This is a genomic window from Maritimibacter alkaliphilus HTCC2654, from assembly GCF_000152805.1.
In the GTDB taxonomy this organism is placed as follows: domain Bacteria; phylum Pseudomonadota; class Alphaproteobacteria; order Rhodobacterales; family Rhodobacteraceae; genus Maritimibacter; species Maritimibacter alkaliphilus.
Map to the genome: position 1 here is coordinate 2,656,046 of NZ_CH902578.1, position 22,340 is coordinate 2,678,385.

The window sequence follows — 22,340 nt, forward strand, 5'->3', positions numbered from 1 at the left end:
CCATCACGAGAGCGAACTTGTTGGCGACGACCGCGATGGTCGTGGCCCTGCCTTTCGTTTCGTCTCACCTCGCCATTGCTCAGGTCACCCCGGATGGGCGCACCGCCACGTCGATCACCCGCAACGGCGCGACGGCGAACGTGCGAACGGGCACCATTGCCAACAACCACGGCGTCAACTCGTTCTCATCCTTCAACGTGCGGCAGGGCGCGACGGTCAACCTCCACGCTCCGAATGGCACGCGCGGGACGATCAATATCGTCAACGGCAGTCAGGCCCAGATTCACGGCATGGTCCGTGGGATGCAGAATGGTTCGGTCGGGGGCGACGTCTACATTGCCGCGCCGAACGGCGTCGTCGTCGGCCCCACGGGCACGATCCGGGCCGGGTCCATCGGGCTTTCAACGCCATCCCAATCCGTCGTGAACAACCTGTTCGGGACCGGGGGTTCGGTGAACCCGCAGGGCATCGGCCAGATCATCGACGGCACCGTGCCGCTCGGCCCCGGCAACATCGCGGTGAACGGGGCGCTGACAGCGGATCAGCGCGTCCGGCTTCGCGCAGGCGGACAGGTCAACGTCGGCGGCTCGATCACCGCTGGCCAGACGGTCGATATCTACGGTCAGACCGGCGTCACCTTTTCCGGCACGGCCACCGTGCGCGCGCAGGACGGGAATACGGGCGGCACGGTCAGGGTCCGCTCGGCCGGTGACATCGTCCTTGAACGCGGTGCGAAAATCCTGAGCCAATCCACCGGCTCGGCGGCGGCCGGGACGATCGACATTTATGCCGAAGGGTCGGCGTTGCTGGCACAAGGCGCCGTCATCTCGGCCGCCGCACTGGGAAGCGGCACCGGCGGCTTCGTCGAGTTCTCCGCCACCAATACGCTCGAGGCGCTCGGCGATCTCGAGGCGTTTTCGGCCCAAGGTGTCGGCGGCAAGATCCTGATCGACCCGCAGCACGCCGTATTGACCGGGACCGCCACGAACGGTGCCGATTTCGAGGTCATCGCGACCGAAACCATCACCCTGTCGGCAGGGGAAACCATCTCGACCATCTCCGGCAGCGGCCCGGCTGGTGACGTGACGCTAACCGCGCCACAAATCACGCTTGAGCAGGGCAGCCGGATCATCGCGACGGACGGGGTTCACCCCGGCGGGCGTATCCATATCGAGGCGCGTCTGGACGACCGCCTGACGGACCAGACGACCGCGCCGGGCGACGTCGCCCAGAACGCGCTTCCAGTCGGTATCACCCGCGTTTCCATGACCGGGGCGATCCTGAAGGGTGACGTGGTCCATGTCTCGGCCACGACGTTCAAGGACAACAAGGTCGATGTGGAATCCGCGACGGACGCCTACCTTTCGTCCCTCGCGGGGCCACTCGCGGATTTCGAAGCGGTGCAGGCCGTGCTCGACGTCGCGAACGGGATTGCGAGCGGCGCGCAGGCGGAACTCGACAAGATCGACATCGAAAACCTGCCGATGTTCCTCGACGCGCACGCGATCATCGAGATGGACGGCAGTTACATCTTCGCCGACACCGATGCCATTGTCGTGTCCCGCGCCACCACGCATTTCGAGATCGCGCCCGAGAACCAGAACCTCGCGCTGTCCATCGCCGCGTCCAACACGGTCGCGCGCACCACCCTGCACAACACGGCCATCGACGCCGGAAACTCGATCGAAGTACATTCCGTGGTCAGCGAAGAGCAGACGCTCGTAGCCAAGTCGGGGGTCGAGGATCCCGACGTCGATCCCACCGCCTTCAATCTCGCGGTCGCCGCCTCGCTGCGCCGGTCGCGGGCCGAAACCATCGTGAACGGAGTGCGTCCGGTCATCGGCTTCGACCCCTATGCGAGCACAAATCCGGACACGTCGATCTACATTCCGTGGAATCCGAACGTCGATCAGGGTGAATACGCGATCCTGACCACCGGCGGCACCATCGACATCGCCGCGCTCACCACCCGCGATATCCTGATGACCTCGGATGCGGTCGTGAGCGACGCGGCCAAAGGCGTGGCGCTTGCCATTTCGCTCGAAAACAGCCTGACCGAGACCTACCTGGGTGGTGCCATCGCCGCCCAGTCGGGCCAGATCGACATTCGTGCAGAAACCACCGTCGAACGGTTCGCAAGCCGCGCCCGCGTTTCGGGTGGGTCGGAGACGGTCGAAAACATCGATCCAGACCGGGACGATCAGGTCGTCGATCCGGACGATCAAGAAGCCCTGTCGCCGGACGTTTCTGCGCTCGTCCTTGGCAACTTCACCCTGACGGATGCCGTCAACACCGCGTTGTCCGCCAAGATGGACGCCGGATCGGCAGGCAGCAGCGGCGGGTCGGGCGACAGCGACGACAACCGCTTCGCGCTCGCCGGTTCGATCATCGTTCATTCGACGCGTTCGGTGGCCGAAGCGGGGGGCGACCACGAATACGAAGCGCCCGACGGATCTACGGCATCGCTCATCGCGCCCCTGATCGAAACCACCCCGGATGGTTCCTACGGGCGACCGGGCGGCCAGTTCTACGCCGACGGCTCCAAGATCAACCTCGACGACAACCCGATGGTCGCGATCACGGCCCGGAACACGTTGCAGGACGTGCGGGTGGAGACGCTGACACAGGTCGGGTCGGTCCCCCAGCCGGACCCCGAGGATGACGGTGATCTGACCGGGGAGACCGAGGAAGAGCTTGCGACCAGTGGCGAGCAGGTCCTGCTCGTCTCGGTCGGGATCACCCAGTGGGGTCTTGGGGCGACCGCCAAGATCGACGGTGACGCCGACGGCGACTGGTCGGCCCGAATCCGCAGCCCTTCGGACGCGGGCGTCATCGCCGAGAACATTCTGGCCGAGACCGAAGGCCGTGACGAGGTCGGCGACTGGTGGGGCGAATACCGTAATGCGTTGGAGCAGACGGAAAGCGACGATCCCAGCGATGTCGTGCCGGAGGACGAGGTCGGCGAAGGTGCCGATCCCGATGACGAAACGTCGACCACAGAACCGGGTTGGAAGGGTCCGGGCACGCCCAAGGGCCCACGCCCGAACCGGCCGGGGCGACCGGGGGCGGTCGGCAATTTCGCGGATGGCGACAGCTACGGTGTCACCGGCCTGAAGCCCGGCGATCCGAGCATTCCCGACGACACCACCGATCCCGATGCGCCCGAAGATGCCGACGATCCGGTGTCGCAGACGCCTACGGACACGCGCATGTTCGTGGCCGAGACGACGGGGCGCGGCACCGAGGTGGGTGCGGGGATCAACATCCTGTCGACCAACTTCGAACTCGACGCCGATGCCACGGTCGGGGACGTCTGGGTCGAGCGTGAGACCTATTTCCGTTCCAACGACCGGGACAACGAAGACCTGAACGCCCGCGCCTTCGCCATTGCGCGCAATGCGGGTGACATCATCGCCAGCGCGGGGTCGCCCGGCAATTCGACCGGCGGGGAAAAGGGCGGTTACGGTGGCGCGCTGTCCCTGATGGACGTGAACGCCTCGGCCCGGTCCGTTCTCAGCCCGAATGCGACATTCTCGCTCGAAGCGACCGAACAGCGCGCCGAGCAGGATCTTCTGATCGTCAACACCGCGCGGGCGCAGGCGCAGAACGACGACGGAGGCACGGGGTTCAACATCGCTGTCGCGATCACGAACTATCAGGCCAACACGCTCGTGCGGAACGACGCGGACGGGATCGAAGGTCGGGGCGACGACGGCGTTGTCATCCGGGCGGACGACAAGACCTCGGTGGTCACGCTCGCCGGGTCCGGCAGTCTCGATGCCGAGAAAGGGTTCGCGATCGGGGTCGCGGTGAACCTGACCGATCGAAATACGCGCGCGATCATCACCACGCTCGACGTAAACGTCGAAAAGGACATCGAAATCGCCGCAACCACCACCGGTTCGGTTCTGGCGGCGGGCACGGCATCGGCGCTCGACGCGCTCCCCGACGATGAGGCGACACCGGACGACCCGGATACGCCCGAGGATGAAAGCGAAGCCGAGATTCCCCCGTCCGACAAGGATGAGGCGCCGGTCGATCTGTCCTCGGACCTGTTCGGTGACAGGGCCGATGCGGTTGCCGAGGCGATGGGCAACGGCGACGACGGTTCGGCACCCGATCCCGGCGGCAGCGGCGACAGCGGCGGGGAGGGCACCAAGACCTTCTCGTTCGCGGGTGATTTCGCGGCGACGTTCGGGACGGTCGCGACCGAGGTTCTGATCGAAGGAGCCGAAATAGGCTCTGAATTCGAGCAGGAGATCACCGTATCGGCGCTGACCGACGTGGAATACGGTCAGGCCAGCTCGGTCACCGCGTCTGCTGTCGACGGTGTCGGCATCGCCGGAAGCTTCGGGCTTTCCCTGATCGACCACACGACCTCGGTCGGCGTGCGCGACAGCATGATCTTCGTCTATGAAGACGAGGCGGACGCTGGCGACGGGCTGACCAGCATCACGGCCATCGACCAAAGCGTCTTCGACACGCTGGTCACAGGGCGCGCGGCGCATAGCGAGGACGCGTGGGGCGTGGCGATCAGCGCCAGCTTCAACCAGTTCAAGTCCGCCGCGTCGGTGGACATCGAAGACACCAAGATCACCAACGGCCGCTTCTTCGACTTTTCCTTCGACGAGGGTGAAGGCGGTTTTGAAGGCGGAGGCGGCTTTGAAGGTGAAGGCGGGTTCGAGGGCGAAGGCGAGGGTGACTACACCTGCGTCGATGAAATCTGTTCCGACAACACCGTTGGTCGCAAAGTCCTGATCCATGCCGAGGCTCTGCCGGTTTCGACCGTCACCGTCTTTGCCGCGCGGGATGCGGTGGGTGCCGAGAATTCCGGCGATCAGCAGATGGACAAGCTGTCCGAACAGATGGAGGACGCGGCGAAGCAAGCCGAAGAGCCGTCCGAGACTGCGCCAGACCCGGGCGACACCGGGTCGGGCGACACCGGTGGCGGCGATGCGCCGGACGAAAAAGGCAAGGGTCGCAAGGGCGTGTCGATTTCGATTGCGCCCTCAGTCGTGCACGCCACCGCTTCGGTCAACATCACCGATACGCTCATCGTCGCGGACCGTGACGTGCCCGGCGTCGTCGCGGGCAGCAAGGGTGAAATCGACATCCTGTCGAAGGCGGTCACCACGTCGAACGTAGACGCGAGCGCGGGCACGGTGGGCCTGAGCTTCGCGCTGACCGATACGCAGTCGGTGGTCTGGATTCAGAACTCCAAACTGCTCGCACCCGGAAACGGCTCGGTTTCCGTCCGCTCCGTCGTCGGCGAAGTGCAGGAGGTGTCGGCGCGCGTCGAAAGCGACAGCAGGGTGAAGGTCGCGGGCATCCTGTCGCTGCGTGACGCGCTGAACCGGGTCATCATCGACGGCGGCACGAACACCGGTTCGGTCATTTCCGGCGGGACAGGCGTGACCATCAGCGCGACGACCACGCATGACTTCGGTTTCACGGCCCATGCCGCGGACAGCACGTCATTGGTGTTCGCGGGCGCCGGGATCGTCTCACTCGGTGACGCCGATACAGCCGTTTACATGGGCGGTCAGGCCAGCAGCGGCGGGACGCTTGGCATCTCCGCCAGCGATACGACGACCCGGTATGAGGCCGAGGCGATCGTCACCACCGGCTCTCTCACCGACGAGGAACTGGACGAGGAGATCGAAGAGGGCGGGGGGCCGGACAAACCCAAGACCCCGTTCGGCAAACGGGACAAGGCCGAAACGCCCGAGGACACGGGCGGTGCCGATGCGGCGGGCGGAAACCTGACCGACGCGCTCGCCAACATCGCGGATGAGCAAACCGAAAAGGCCGAAGACACCGCCGAAGAACAGACCGGCACCGGCGACCAGGACGACGACGACGAGAAGAAGGCAGGGAACGCCCTGTCCTTCGCCATCGCCGTGAACGCAGACCGGACCGACACGACCGTGACCGCCCTGATCGGTGGAACGGTCACGGGCGACCAGATCGCGGGTGACCTCGACCTGTCCGATGCGTCTGTGGCGGGGTCGACCGTCACGCTCGCCGCCAGTCAGGATCTGTCTCACTACCGCAAGGTGTCGGCCACCAAGGCGGGTTCGCTCGATGACAAGGTCGGGTTCGTCGGCACCTTTTCATACGGGTTCATCGGGTCGGCCGTCACCGCGCGGGTGGAACCGACGATCGGTGCCCTGACCGCGTCCGATCTGACCGTGCGTGCGACCAATTCGCTTCCCACCAACTCGCTGGCCGACATTCAGAACCCGCTGAATGACACCACGCTCGGGCTCAAGACCATCGACGACAGCGAGGCGTTGCTTGCCGGTGACCTCCTCCCCGATCCGGCGCTGGAGATGGATCAGGAGAACTGGAACATCCTCAACCGGACCGAGGGTCAGGCCGGTATCGGGTTCGCGGTCGACATCGGCATTCACACCGCCAAGCTCGATACAGTCGCCGAGATCGCGGACGACGCCAAGCTGGGGTCGGGTGCCGCTGTGACGCTGGAGGCCCAGAACGAAGGCGGGCTGATCGCCCTGCGTGACATCCCGGTCGAAGAAAGCGTTGCGCCCGAAAAGCAGGAGGATGTCGATCCGCCATCGTCCGTCCCGGTCGACGGGCTGACCGACGATATCCCCGGCGACGATGTATCCAAGGAAGAGCGTGACGACGCGCGCGAGGATGAAGAGCGTACCATGGGCACCGTCGGGATCGGCGGCGCAGTGCAGTATCTGCGCCTCGATGCCAATGCCACGGCCCGTTTCGGCGTTCTTTCCAATAACGGCGCGGTCAACCTCGCCAGTATCGACGCTTCGGCCACGAACGACATGCAGGGCATGGTCGTCACCAAGTCGTTCGGGGCGGCGGAAACGGTGGCGTTCAACGGTGGCTTCTCGATCATCGATTATCGCGGTGACGCCCGCGCCGTCGTGGACGACCGCAATCCGCTGGTCGTCGGCAATTTCACGACGCTCAACGCCGAAGACACCGCGCGGCTCCTCGCCTTCGGTGGCGCCGGGTCGCAGGCCGGAAAGGTCGCGGTTGGCTTGGGTGCCGGCATCATCTTCGCCGACCGTTCCGCCATTGCCGCCGTTACATCCTCCAAGACCGAAGACATCCTCGCCACGCTCAAAGGAAGCGGGGGTGCGCCGGAACTGACGCTCGGCGACCTGAGTATCACCACCGAGACGGGCGGATATTCGGTCGCGGGTGCTAGCGCCGGGGCGGAAGGGATCGAGGACGAGAACGAGGCCGAGCCGACACCGGACGATCCCGACACGCCTGAGGACGAAAGCGAAGACGGCAAGAAGCGCGGCAAGATCGACCTGCCGGATCAATTGACCGCCGACCGGCAGGAAGAAAACGAAGAAGGGCTGGGCGAACAGACCACGTCGGACGAGACCGGACAGGATCAGGTTTCGGACAAGGTATTCGGCTTCGCGCTCGCCGCGGATTTCGGCGGGGTATTCGGGACAAACACCGCCGTGTCCACCCTTGCCACCAACTCCACCGTCATGACCGACAGCATCGCCCTGTCTGCCGAGAACACGGCGGACGCGCTGATCGGAACGGGGGCCGTGATCGGAACCGCAGGCAACATCGGGCTCGCCGGAGCCGTCTCGATCACAGGTGTGAAGACCGAGGTTCACGCGCTTATCGCCAGCGGCTCCCACACCGTGAACGGCGGCGACGTGTCGATCGTCGCGAAGGATGCCGGCGATCTGCTGGCCGCGTCGGCCGGGCGCGGTGGCGCTGGCAGCACCTTCTCGCTCGTCGGGTCGGGCACGCTGCATCTTGGCCGTTCCGTCGTCGAAGCGCAGGTGAGTTACGCTGAGATCAACGAGGGCGGCGACGTGGCGCTCGAAGCCGAACTGACCGGCGCGACCGTGGCCGTCGCCGGATCGCTGGCACGTGAAGTCGCCGAAGAGGCGCGGGAGGAGCAGCTCGGCGACGACAACGACGAGACGGCGCAGGATTACATCGATGATGTGAACCCGCTGGCGGATGACACGCCGATCCCGGACGAAGGGGAAGGCGATGCAGGTGCGGGCGCGGGTGACGATCCGCAGGAAGAAGAGAATTCCGACAGCATCGGCGTGGGGATCACCTATGCCCAGAATACGCGCGTCGAAACCGTGCGGGCCGAGGTCTACCAGACGAATGTCGAGGCAAACTCGCTTGAACTCGACGCCAAGAACGCGCGCCAGATCGACGGGGTTGCGGCGGCGACCGGGGATGATCCCAAGATCGGGATCAGCGCATCGGTGGTGGTCAACGTCCTGACCCAAACCACCGAAGCCCGTATCGCGGGGTCCGGCGCGACACCTATGCAACTCGACATTGCCGAGTCGGTCGATCTGCTTGCCGAGAACACTTCGGATGCCGGGATCACGGTCGGTTTCTCGGGCGCGGGCAGCGCCTTTGCGCTGGGCATCACGGGCGGCGCGCAGGTGGACCGGCGCACAACGACCGGCGCGGTCGAGTATGTCACCGGCGACGTCGACGGCATCCGCTCCCGCGCGCGGCACACCGGGGTGGCGGACATCAACCTGACATCCGGTCTCGCGTCGAACAACGAGGGGGATGAGGACGGCGGGTTCGCCGTGAACATTCCGATCTCGATTCTGACGACGAACTGGGAAACCCGCGCGGTCATCGACGACACCAACCTGAACAGCAGCGGCGGGGTCGAGGTCGACGCGCTTGAAGATGCCCAGGTCAAGAACCGACAGGGCGCCGTCACCGCCTCCGGCAATATCGCGGGGTCGGTCGGGGTCGCGCTGACGAATTACAATGCCGATACGGTCGCCGAAATCACCGACAGCAACCTGTCCGGGGTGAACGTGGTCGCCCATGCCACGACGCAAAGCCTGTTGCGGGCGGTCGCGGTGCGCGATGGCGAAACCAAGTATGGCATCGACGTCATCACCGCGATCCTCAAAGGCAACGGCGAAACGCGCGCCCAGATCGACGACAGCGCCGTAACCGCGAGCAAGATCGTCATCACCGCGCTGGACGAAACCCGCCACGACGTGTTCGCCAACGGCTATTCCGAGAATTCGGGGGCCGGGGCATCGGGCGGTGTCGGCGTCGACATCTACAAGCGTGACCTCATCGCGCGGCTCTCGGACGGGTCCGCGACCACAACGGCCAATATCGAGCTCGAAGCCCGGTCCGGGATCAAGGCGACCAACGTGATCCTCGGCCACAACGGCGGCGGCACCGACCTTTTCGACGAGTCGAGCAGCATCACGGGGCTCGCCAACATCGCCTGGACCACCGACGCGCGGGACGTGATCGCCGAAATCTCTCGTGTCACCGTCGATGCAGGCGGTTCGGTCCTTGTCGATGCGAGACGTGAAGACACGTTTCTTGCGATCGAAGCGGGTGCGAACCGGTCGTCCAAGGGCGTGGGCATCGGCGCGGGCATCCTCAAGTTCCACGGTCTGACGTCTGCCCGCATCGTCGGCAACCGCAGCCTGACGGTCGATGGTGACGTGATCCTAACGGCCGAGAACCTGACCGAAGTGCTTCAGGTCGGGATCGGTGTGACGATCAGCGGGGGCTTCGCGGCGGTCGGGTCGTTCGGCTATGTCGATTTCGGCCAACGCTCCGACGATCTGGGTCAGGTCGACGGCGATCCGCGCGGCGTTCTTCTGCGCGATCTGGTGGAAGACGCGCTGAACGAAGGCGCGGACTTCGTCGAGGAAAAAACGACCCTAACGCTGCCCGAATTCAACCTGACCCGCGAAAGCCTGATCGAAGCTCGGCTCGATATCGACTCGGCAAGCGTGGATATCGACGGCAATCTCGAACTGAATGCCATCGACGGGCGCGAGGCCGATGTGATCTCGGGTCAGGTCACCGCGGCGCTGGACATCAGCCTCGCCGATTTCATCCTCGATATGTGGACGGTCGAACGCGACCCCGACACCGGGAAATTCCGCGTCGCCAAACGCCCGGATGCGCCCAAGTCCGAGGCGAGTGCGAACGAGGAAGAAGAGAAAGAGGTCGACCCCGGCGAAGACAGCGAAGGCGCCAACAGCTTCGATCAGGCCGACAGCGCGAATGCGGACGGTCAGTCGAACGAGGGGAGCGGCGACAGCGGCGGGGGCGAGGACAACAGCCCGATCAGCTTCGGCCTTGGCGTATCGTGGGTGCGCGTCGGGGGCGAGGTGGACGCGGTCATCGACCTGAGAAACGCGGGCGCCTTCAGCGTCGCGCAGGACATCGAACTCACCGCGAAATCCGAGACAAAGGTGATGACCGCCTCCGCAGGTGCCTCGGTCCTCGGCAACGCGCTGGGCGCGGGTGGGGCGATCACGCGGCAGGTGCAATTCGTGCGCGCCCGTGTGGTCGGCAACGGTCAGCTCAATACGGGCGGGATCGGGCTGACGGCCACATCCGACAACAGCATGTGGTCGATGGCCGGTGTCCTGTCCATCGGCGAGGATCTTGGCTTCGGTGCGACGCTCGCCCTCAACGAAATGCTCGCACGGACGCAGACCCGCATCAGCGACGATGCCAGCGTGTTCACCTCGGCGGGTGATGTCAGGCTGGCGGCGCGTGACGATACGCGGGTCGTCTCAATGGGTGTTGCAGGTGTGGGGTCCGTCAACTCCACCGGCATCAGCGCGGCGAACGGAGTCATTTTCAATCGTTCCGCGGTCGATGCGTTGATCAACGGGGGCGCGACCGTCGTGTCCGCAGCCAACGTCAGCGCCGAGGCGATCCGCAGCCAAGAGCTTGCAGGACTTGCCTATCAGGTCGTCATCGCGTCGTCGGTCGGCGCGGGTGGCGCCCTGGGTCTTGCCGTCGACAAGGGGTTCACGACCGCCAAGATCGAAGATGCGACGGTGCGCGCGGCGGACGACGCGATCGTGCGGGCGCAGAACAACACCAAGGTCGTCTCGTCTGGGATGGGTGGCGGATACGGCGGTTCGGCCGGTGTCACCGGCTCGATCTCGATCACGATCAAGAATGATACGACCTCCGCACTGATTGCGGATGCGCAGGTGCAGGCTGGCGACGTGCTTGTCGAGGCGTTGAACGGCGGTCGGATCGATGCGGTCGGCGGCGGCGACGAAACCTTCTACGGGGCCTTCGACCAGACGACGCTGAATGTCACCGTCGGCAATTCGGCGGCCATCGGTGTTTCGGTCGCCGTAATCGACAGCTCGTCCATCGTCACAGCGGCCATTACCGACGGCAGCCTCGTCATCGCCGAGAACAGCGCATCGGACGATGGGGTCGTCGGCACGCATCGCAGCGAAGGCGGCGATATCTGGCTCGACCGGCAGACACAGACCTATCACGGCGTCGCGGTGGTCGCGGACAACTCGACCGAGTTCAACACTCTGGCCATGACAGGCTCCGCCTCGGCTGGCGTGTCCGTGTCCGCCCAGGTTCCAATCCTGTTCGTGGCCGACAGCGTGGTGGCCCAGATCGCGGGTGGTGCCGATGTGACCAGCGCGAGTGACGTCGAGGTGTTCGCGGGCAACGCGACCAAGATCAAGTCAATCTCGGTCACCGCCTCGTTCGGCACGACGGCCGGGATCGGGGCGCATAACGAGTTCTTCAAGATCGAAAAGGAAACCCGGGCCGGGATCGAACAGGCCGATGTTTTCGCCGGTCGCGACGTGACGGTCGAAGCCGTGACGCCCGAGAGCCTGTCCCACTTCGCCGTGTCCGGTGCGGTCGGCATCTACGCCGGTGTCGCCGGGGTCAATCAGGTGGGCATCACCAAGTCGCGCACGATTGCCTATATGGCCGATGCAGCGGTCGAATCCGGGCGCGACACGTCGATCATCGCCACCGCACCGCGCCAGTCGCGTATGACCGCCGGGTCGGGCGGGGGCGGTTTTGTCGGTGTCGGCGCTTCCATCGTCATTCTCGACGCGCAGGACGAAGTCGTCGCCGAAACCACGTCGGGCCGCAGCGCGAATGACGGCTATGTCGAGCTGACCGTCGGGCGCAATCTTCTCGTCCACGCCGACGCCCGAACCGATCCGTCCGAGAAGGTGCCGTTCGTCAACGGCCAGAACGGCGAAGGCGGTTACAGCGTCAATCAGGTCGTGGTCGGCACCGGCGGCGGATTGGTCGGGATCGCGGGGGCCGGGCTTTACACGTCCGCCAAACAGTCGGTGACCGCGCGGATCGGCGACTACACGCGCGTCGATGGCCCGGACCTCAACGATGTGACCGTCGAAGCGCATCAAAGCTACGGGCAGGACGTTTTCGTTCTGACCGCTGCCGGGGGCGCGATTTCGGTCGGTGCGGCAGGCGTCATCACCTCCATGCGCAACGCCGTCCTTGCCGAGATCGGTACGGGCGTCATCCTCAAGGCGACGGGTGACGTCACCGTGAATGCTTATGGCGAGCGTGACTTCACCGGAGCGGTCGTCGCGGGTGGCGGCGGTGCCATTTCCGCGCAGGGGTCCGGCATCCTGCTGACCTACGGCAAACGCGTGCGCATCGACGACCCGGACGAGGAAGTGCCGGATTGGCAGGAGCAGATCGACGACGCCGACGACAGCCTGCAAGACGACAGCTTCACCAACACGGACGATCCGGTGAAAGCGGGCGAAGATCCGCCCGACGAAACCTACAACGTCGCACAGGGTGCGAATCCGAACGGGCCGCAGGACGGCAACGAGAACCTTTTGGCAGCGATGCTGGGCAAGGTCACAACGGGTCGCCGGTCGATCAACCTCGAAACCAGCTTTAACGGCGCCGATGTCGACACGATCGAAACGCGGATCGGCACGAACGTCACGATCGAAGCGGCGAATGTCGACATCGGCTCGGAAGAGGGAGGGCGGTTAGACATCCTTGCAGGCGGTGCATCGGGTGGTGCGATTTCCGCAACCCATGGCGTCGCAATCGTCCGTCGCGGCACAACGGTCGTCACGAACCTTGGCGCCAACGTCGCAATCGACGCGCGCGGGGGTGATGTCCGCGTCGGGGCGCTGGCCGATGTGGACGACGGGACGCCCGAGGCGATTGCCGGGTCGGGCGGTGCCATCGCCTCGTCGATGGGTATCGTCGATATGCGCGTCGGCCGTGCCGTCAGCGTCAACATCGGCAGCAACGCGGATATACTGGCCGACACGCTGACCATCGAGGCTGAGGAAACGAGCGTCACGCAGGCCAAGGTGTCCGCCGGTGTCGGAGGTGCGATCGGTGTCGGCGTCGCGATCGCTGGTGCGAAGCGGGAAAGCCAGGTCGGCGTCAACTTCAGCCGCACGGGTGCGGCGCCACAACTCGAAGCCGAAACCATCGTGATCGAAGCGCGCCGGTTCGGCGAAACCGATGCGAAGGTGCACCTCATCACCTCGGGCGCCATCGGTGTCGGCGGCACGTCGGCGACGGCCAAGGACAGTTCGGTCGTCAATGTCGACCTGAGCAACGTCCGCATCAACGGCGGCGATCTGACGGTTCGTGCGATCAACTCCGGCGATGTGATGGCGAGTGCGTTCGGCCTTGTCGGTGGGGCCGGAACCACCGGGCTGAACAACGCCGTCGCGCGGCGCGAATCCCAAACGTCGATCTTCGGGCAGGCCATCGACCTCGAAGTGCGCAACGTCACGGTTCTGGCGACCGACAACGTGCCGGGCGCGGCGAATGCGACGGTGTCGGCGGATGCAACCTCCACCACCATCGCCGGGGGCAGCCTGAACGGGTCGAACACGCTGACCCGCAACGAAAGCGCGGTGACGGCCGATCTCAGGTTCTCGCAGTTCAAAGTGGGCGGGGATGCGTGGCTCGAAGCGCGCAACGAGGCCGACCTCGAATATCTGTCCAAAGGCGTCACGGCGAGCCTCGTTGGTCTCGGCTCATCGCTCGCCCGCGGCATCGACTACAGTTCGTCGACCCTCGACGTCTTCTTCGTGACCGAAGCGTCGGTCGCGGGCACCTTCACCGCGCGTTCCGGGGGCGACGGTTACCTTTTTGGCAATTCGGTTTCCGGTCGCGGCGGGATCGTGTCGATCTATGCCTCCGAGAACCGCCTGACGATGGACCTGACGACCGAGTTGCGGCTGGACGGTGCGGCGCTCAACGCAACCGACATCGACATCGCGACGAACCGCGAGATCGAGTTCGAGAGCAATTCGGACAGCATCGAAGTCGCGCTTGTCGGCTACGGCGCCACGCGCCAGATCAACGAGGTTCAAAGCGACAGCCAGTTGAATATCGGGCTCGACCTGAGCGCCAAGACCATCGACATCGCTTCGGTCAACGACATCACGAAACGCGCCATCGATTTCAACGGCGTGACCGGCAGCTTCGGTGGCGTGAACCGCGCGGCATTGGTGTCGCGCACCGAGGTCGAGAGCGATGCGCTTATCAACATCGGGCCGGGCGTCACGATCACGCAGCTTTCGACAACGGCCAATCCGGTGAACGATACCGGCTACGTCAATATCGCGATGCGCACGAACTATGACCTCACCGACCGTCTGACGGGGGACATGGGCGGGGCAGTGCCGCTGCCCAAACTGGTGTCCAACGTGATCGTGGGCGCGCATGAAGATCCGAACGTCTGGTCGTCGGGCAATATCCGCATGACGGGCGCGACCATCCGGGCGAACGGCGACGTAAACATCACGGCGCGCGCGGATGCCGAAATGGTGTCGGAATCCTATATCCGCACCTATGGGTTCGCGGGCGCGGGTGAATCCGAAGCCCACACGATCCTCAGGCATTCGAGCCTGATCGACCTTGCCTCGGGCGAAATCGAAAGCCGCCGGGGAAGCATTTCGATCCTCGCAGGCGCCGATGCCTCGGGCGTGCAGGAACAGTACCAGCATGCCGAAACGCGGGTTCACAACCGGACGGCGATACCGCTCAGTTCCGACCCGGATGCGCTGGCGGAGTTGCGCAACAAAGCCTTCATCGACGTCGGCTCGGGCATGTCGCTGGTCGCGGCGGGCGACGTGAACCTCGAAACGGGCGACGGGATCACCGACCCTTATGCCTACGGCTATGCCATCGATGCCTATTCCGAAGCGGCGGAGGCCGTCGGCAATTTCTTCGGGGGTCTGATCGGCGCCGATGAGGTCTCGCTCGCGCGGGAAAGCGGAACATATCGCTCGGTCGCGCAAACCGGTGTGACGGTGGACGGGTCCATCGAGGCGGGCGCCTACGCGGCCAAGCGGATCAGCATCGGTTTCGCCGGATCAGGCTCGCATCCGGCGGTCAACGACGCTGGCGATCTGGTCATCACGACAGAAGGCGACATCTCCTACGCTCTGGAGTTCGATCGCAACATCGGTGAAAAGATTCTGAGTTTCATCGACGAGCTGGAAGACCTGCGCGACGAATATGACGTGAATTCGTCGGTCTATGACACGCTGACGACCCAGATCGAAGCCCTCCAAGCGCGCTACAATTTCCTGAACTCGAACGGTATCGGCCAGCTTTCGACCGACTTCCTCTATATCACGGACGAGTCGGCCCAAGGCGGGAACGTGAACGTATCGGGCGACTTCTTCCTCGGGTCCGGTGACATCACGGCGAACGGTGATGCGTTGATCGAAGTCATCAACAGCTCGTCGCTTTCCGTCGAGGTGTCCGGCCTCGTCATTCCCTTCGAGGACTATGGCGAGGTCCGCTACAATGGCGTGTCCGTCGACACCATCGGCGACCTTATCTCGCTTGGCGCGAATTACGATCCGACGGCAACCGGGGTGGGCGAAGTGCCTGCCTTCGACCTGACGGCGAACCACACCGACGTCACGCCGCCGAACATCATCATCCGCAACCTCTATACCGCGTCGAACAACGGGCCGAGCGCGGATGTCTATGTCGTCGGCGATGTCGAAAACCTGAACGGGAACGTCCAGATCTTCACGCAGGACGGTTCCGTCTATGTCTTCGGCGGCGACATAAACGCGCAATCGGTGACGATCGATTCCGGCGGCGACTTCTTCCTCGCGCCCTCCGATCCGACGACCCACATCACCGGCGATCCGCGTGGGCTGTACGAGAACGAATTCGCGGCCATCGAACTCTACTGGGATCGCGTCTATTCGAGGATGAACAACGATCCCGACCTGTCGCTCGCGTCGGCGCGGTCGGCGGTCAATTCAATCTATGGGCCCCAGCCGTCCGAAGTCCTGCCGGATCGTGCGGCGGGCGGCTCGGTCACCGCTGTCGGCAACATCTTCATCTATGCCGATGTCCTGAACATCAACGGCCGCATTCAATCCGGTGTCACAGACTGGGATCTGACGATCAGCTCGGCCATCGACGCGTATCTCGACACCCGCGGGGGCAGCACGATCATTCCGCTCTATGCGCCGCTTCGTGGTGAGCCGGTCGGCAGCGACGCGGATCAGACGAACGTCGACGTGATCGGCGGAATCGGAAACAACCCGCCCTCGTCCCTCCCCGGCGATCCCTACATGACCGGCAATGTTTCGGTGAACTACAACCCGATCACGGATCAACTCGAAGTCGCGCCGATCCGCACCAAAGGCGGGTTCATCGAGATTTCCGGCAAGATCGTATCGACCGGCGATGGCGAAATCATCGCGGCGAACGGGTATGGCACGCTCGATGTCGTCAGCAATTCCTCCCGCGACCTCGTGTTCTCGCATATCGACCTTGGCCCGGACGAAGGTGTCGAGGGCGTCATCCGTATCATCGACAAGAACAAGATCGCCGAGAACACGATCTTCATCGGTGGGCAGCCCGTTTACCTGACGACCGAGTATCGGCTGTCCGAAGGGTATTCGACCATCGAGATCGACCTGAGCCACGGGACCGACCCGGCCCCGACCACGCAGGCGTTCTACAACCCCGTCGATGACATGGCCCTCTACTACACGACCGCCTACGACCGCACGGTCGAGCAGCGGCGGGTGCACACGGAAATCACATACACCTGCATCAGCTTCATCGGCTGCGGCAACAAGGAGAACGACGATCTCGGGGTCGCGCTGGTCGGCGCGCCGCAGCTGGTGAACCTGCCGAACAAACCCGAAGTCGGCTATATCGAGGTCGCGAATGAGAACCTCGACTTCTTCAACCCGCTCACCCAGACCTACCCGAACGCTTACGATTTTCAGGAACGCCGCCAGATCCTGAACTATCAGGAGGAATTCGTCAGCCAGACGACGACGCCTGACGGTATTTTCGATCTGATCTACGACAAGGATGTCGTCACCACGACGACGGACGTGAGCTTTACGGAACGGCGCACCTATACGCACCGGCTGAAAGCCGACGAACCGATCAGGATCGACTTCTTCGGCGACGGATATCGCGGCGATGTGACCATCGATGCGGTGGGGTCGGTCCTGTTTACCGAGAATGTTCGCGCATCCGGCGTCGGCACCATCGACGTCGATGCGGGTGGCGACATCCTGACGGTCGGCCCCGACACGTCGATGACCGCGCGCCACGCGATCCTGACCGCCGGTGGCGATATCGGAGGAACCTCGGCCTCCGGGTTCAGTGACCGGTCCTACCGTATCGCCAACCCGATCGAAGGGCGCGAAATTTACGGCCGCCGGACGGGCGCGAACCTCGAGGCCGGGTCGCAGTCCTATCGCAACGAGCTTATCGGGGCGGCGACGAGCGAGAGCGCCTCGCAGGTCGCGCTGTTGAACGGGAGCACGGTCACGCTTGTCGTGAATGCCGAGGGAAGCATCCGGCTGCGCAACGCATCCGGCGGTTACTTCGTCTCGGAGGTCATCAGCGAATACACCGACGAAATCCAGCTCGAGGCTCAGGGCGACATCATCACATCGAACTTCTCGGACGGCCTGATCGACGGTGGTCGGGTGAGCCTGCTGTCGGAAACCGGTCGCATCGGCAAGCCTGAGACCGAGCCGTTCGGTGAGCGTACGATGACCGTCAACGCGCTCGACGAAGTGTATATTCAGGCCTTTGGCGACATTTCACTTTCGTCCGATGGCACCTTCGAAGTGGAAGAGGTCGCGTCGCAGTCCGGCAACGTCAGCCTGATCGCCGGTTCCTCCATTCAGGACGCGGACAACCGCGAAACGGTCGACCGCCGCGCCGAGGCTGCGTTGCTCGGTGCCTTGTGGGACGAGCTTCGCCTGATCGACAACGACTCCCTTCGGACGCCGACCAAGACGGAAGTCGAAGAACGACTGTCAGGCCTCGTCGATACCGAAACCACAGCCTATCACGAATGGTGGTCGTGGCTTGTCACCTACAACGAAGAAGGCAAGGTCGTCGAAGTTCGCGATTACGACGAAGGGCTGATTCTGGAACTCAGCGAGCAGGAAAAACTGCTTTACCGCGCGAAGGGCACGAGCAACGAGGCGCTTGAGCAGATCGTTCAGGAACGCACGACCAAGTTCCACGAGGCCGCGCAGAAATTCGTCAATCTCGGGTTCGACCAAGTTTACCGCTATGAGCCGACCGAGGCCGAACGGGCCACCGTGACGGCTGCGCTGGAGCAGGAGAAGCTGGACGCCAACCCGATCGTCCAGCGTGAGATCGCCAATCGTACGCAGGAGTATCAGGAGTGGTGGTCGCGTCTGGCCCTTTACGACGAGGACACCGGCGAACTCTTGGGGCACGAAGACTACGACGACGGGTTCCAGGCCTATGCCTACGACGACGAGCGCCGGGTCGAGATGATCGCGAGCGGTCTGACCGAGGTGGAGATCGACGCGCTCGAGGCATCTCAGAACGACTGGTTCCATAAAGCCGCCGAGCGTTTTGCCGGGAAGGACTTCAACAAGAACTACGTCTACGAAATGACCGAGGACGAGGTCAGCGACCTTATCCAGAGCGCGTTCTTCACGACGACCGAGCTTGAGGCCGCTTTCCGTCAGGATCTGATCCTGCCGGTGCTCGACACGCAACTGACCATCGAGGAGCCGAATGTGATCGGTCGCGACGTGACGTTGGTGGCGGGTCTGGATGTCGGCAAGCGCGAGGACCAGATTTTCATCGACGCGGGCGAGCAGATCACGAAACAGCAACGCCTGTGGCTGTTCTCGGCTGCGCGGGCCGACGTGGAGATTCTGCCCGATGGGGTGCGCATCCATCGCAACGAAGATTTCGACATCGAGGCGACCGGCGAAGTGACCGTTCAGGCCGGACGCCACGCCTATGTCGGGTCCGAGATCGACGTGGCCCTGAACGCGTTCGAGGCCAATCAGGATGCGCGGCTTCGCACATCCGGCGCCATTTCCGCGATCCTTGGCGGCAGCGGCATCGTCGGCACGTCCGTCGTGCTCGAAGCGTCGGGCGGCGGGATCGGGTCGCTTGAAAGCCCGCTGCTTTATGCGCAACGTCCCGGCGGCACCTTCGCGGCCCGTGCGGCAGGCGAGATCCACCTCTTCGCACCCTCGACCGATATTTCGATCGAGGAAATCTATTCGCCCGAGCGTGTCTTCCTCGAAGCGAAATCCGGCCGGATTCTCGACGCCGACCCGTCGAGCGTCATCGACATCCTGTCGCGCGGCGTCTGGCTCAAGTCGCTCGGGGCGATGGATCTCGAAGTCGAACTCACGCAGCCGGGCGCGGCGGTGTTCGCTGAATCCGGTGGCGACATGACCCTCGAAGTCGTCGGCGGAGAGATCGCGCTGGAACGTGTGGCGTCGACCAATGGCAGCCTGACGTTCTACAACTGGGACGGCGGAGCGACGGTGGTGCACCCGTCCTCCGCCGGATCGCAGGACGGCATGATCGGGTTCTTCGGCAAGACCGGGATCACCGCGTGGATCAACGGCGATATCACCGAAACCTCCGGTCTGTGGAACACCTTCAAGACCGAGGGCACCGTCAAGCTGACCAGCCATGGTCAGGCGGGTGACGACACTCGCGCCCTGTCCATCGTGGCCGGAAAGCTCCAGCTCAACCTGATGCCGGGCGCGGGCCAATTGAACGCCAACTTCAACGCCTTGGGCGACCTCACACTGTCCAAGGTCAATGCAGGCAGCGGCGAAGTGATCGTCGGGGCCTCGGGCAACCTTCTGAACGATCTGGATGGCGGTGCCTTCAGCGAACTCGTCCTGCGCACGCTTGGTGAACCGGGCACGGTGTCCGACATCGTGTTCCTGCGGGACTTCACGACGGGGCCCTCGCAGGTGTTCTCGGCCGCGGCTGCCCGCAACATCAACCTCGGGTCCGCCACGCTCGGGTTCTTCGGCGCGACCGAACTGCGTGCTGGGCTTCGCGGTGCCGGTTCCGTCGCCGGGTCGGTGTCGAGCGTGGTCGAAGGGGGCGGCAATACCATCCGGGTCGCGGCGGTCGACAACGTGCGTCTGTTCACCGTCGAGCACGAGGGCTTCCTGGACATCGACACCGTGAACGGCGGTGTCCTTCTCGCAGATGTGCAAGCGTCGCATGTCGACGTGACAACGGGCGACACCGGCGACGTCGTCGGTCAGGTCATCGCGCGCGAGGTCACACTGGACGTGGGCACGGTCGGTCTTGGCGGCACCGGAATGACCCTTGGCGGCGATGCCACGGACCTGTCGCTGGATGTCGAGGGCGAGGCCTGGATCGCGCCGCTCGGCGACATCGAATTGCGGGTCACCCAATTGACCAGCGGCCCCGGCCCTGTGGTCATCAACGGATCGTCCGCGCAGGTCCGGCTTGGCGGTGTATCGACGGTGGGCGGCGACCTTTATGTCGGTGCGCATGACATTTACGTGGACAAGTCGATCACCGGCACGGCCGATGGGTCCGCCAGCGCAGGCCAGATCGCGCTCGAAGCCGCGGACGACATCACGATTGCCGATGGAGCGGATATCGACGCCGGGATCGGATACATCGACCTCGAAGCCGGTGACGTTCTGCGGATCGCCGGACTGACGAGCAGCCAGAGCGGCGTCGCCACCATTGCCTTGCGCGCCAAGACCCTGACCCCCGGCGACGGCATCGTGTCGGCTGTGAACGGCCAACTCATCGTCGACGCCAGCAACGTCGGCACCGCCGCCAATCCGTTGCAGTTCGAAGCGGAGCGCGCGCATCTGACCTTCGGTCAGGGCCCGGCCTATCTCCGCTCGCTCGGCCCGGTCGAGGTGCAGGCGCTGAACGGTGTGACGGGCCACTACGACCTCGTGTCCTTGGGCGACATCTATTTCTCGGGGCCGGTGTCCGTGGACCGCGACGCGACCGTGATCGCAACGTCGATCAACGGTGACATCACCGCCGACTCCCGCGCGCCGGTATCGCTGTCCGGCAACGTGTTCCTGACCGCGATCACGGGGACCATTCAGGGGCGCGACGACTCGACGCCGTTCACGCTGAAGCCTTCGTCAGACCTCGCGATGCTGAATCTTGCGGCCTTCGGCGAGATCGATGTTCACAGCGAAGACGATGTCGCGATGGACTATGCCGTGTCACAGGAAGGTCCGGTGAGCATTCAGGTCGACGGGGAGCTCGACCTTGTACTCGCTGGCACGCAACAGGGCCTGACCCTGAACGTGGACAGCCTGCGCAACACGCCTCAGCACGGGTCCGACGACGCCCTCTATACGACCCCGACCAGCGCCGCGCCGGTCCAGAACCCGGAAATCTACCCGCTGTTCAACGTGTTCGGACCTGATGGCGATGGCGGCGATACGGGCGGTGGAGATACCGGCGGCGGCGATACGGGTGGCGGCGATACGGGCGGCGGCGATACGGGCGGTGGCGACACTGGCGGTGGTGATACGGGCGGCGGCGACACAGGCGGCGGAGATACGGGCGGCGGTGACACGGGTGGCGGCGACACCGGCGGTGGTGACACCGGTGGTGGTGATACCGGCGGCGGTGACACGGGCGGTGGAGACACGGGTGGCGGCGATACCGGCGGCGGTGACACGGGTGGCGGTGACACGGGCGGTGGCGACACCGGCGGCGGCGACACGGGCGGTGGAGACACGGGTGGCGGCGATACCGGCGGCGGTGACACGGGTGGCGGTGACACCGGTGGCGGCGATACAGGTGGTGGCGACACGGGCGGCGGTGATACCGGCGGTGGCGACACAGGCGGTGGTGACACGGGCGGCGGTGACACAGGCGGCGGCGATACGGGTGGCCGCGACACCTCGGATCCGCGCAACCCGGACAACAGCAACGGGTCCAATGGCTCGACCGGCAAAGAGGGTGACGACGGCCAGACCGACGACCCGGACCCGCGCGGTGGAACCGACCCGCGCATTCAGACCAAGTCGCAGGGCAATCCGCTGCCGGGGGATTTCACCTTCGGCTCGGACCGTGGCGAAGACGATGACGACGACGAGGAGGAGGAAGAAGAGGACGCAGAAGGCGAAGACGGATCTGATGATGAGGGCGGAGATCAGGAGGAAGCGGCGTAATGCGGCCTTCGGTCCCTGCGGCATCCCTACAACGCTTCTATTTCAACTGGTTGAAGGGCGTCGTCA

The 22,340-nt window shown here is 64.5% G+C and carries 1 protein-coding gene; it reads left to right on the forward strand.

Annotation, left to right across the window (positions count from 1 at the left end; genetic code table 11):
* Window positions 1–17 precede the first annotated feature (17 nt).
* A complete protein-coding gene (locus RB2654_RS13970) occupies window positions 18–22,274 on the forward strand; it encodes a leukotoxin LktA family filamentous adhesin (protein WP_040884896.1) in 22,257 nt (7,418 codons plus the stop codon).
* The last annotated feature ends 66 nt before the right edge of the window (window positions 22,275–22,340 follow it).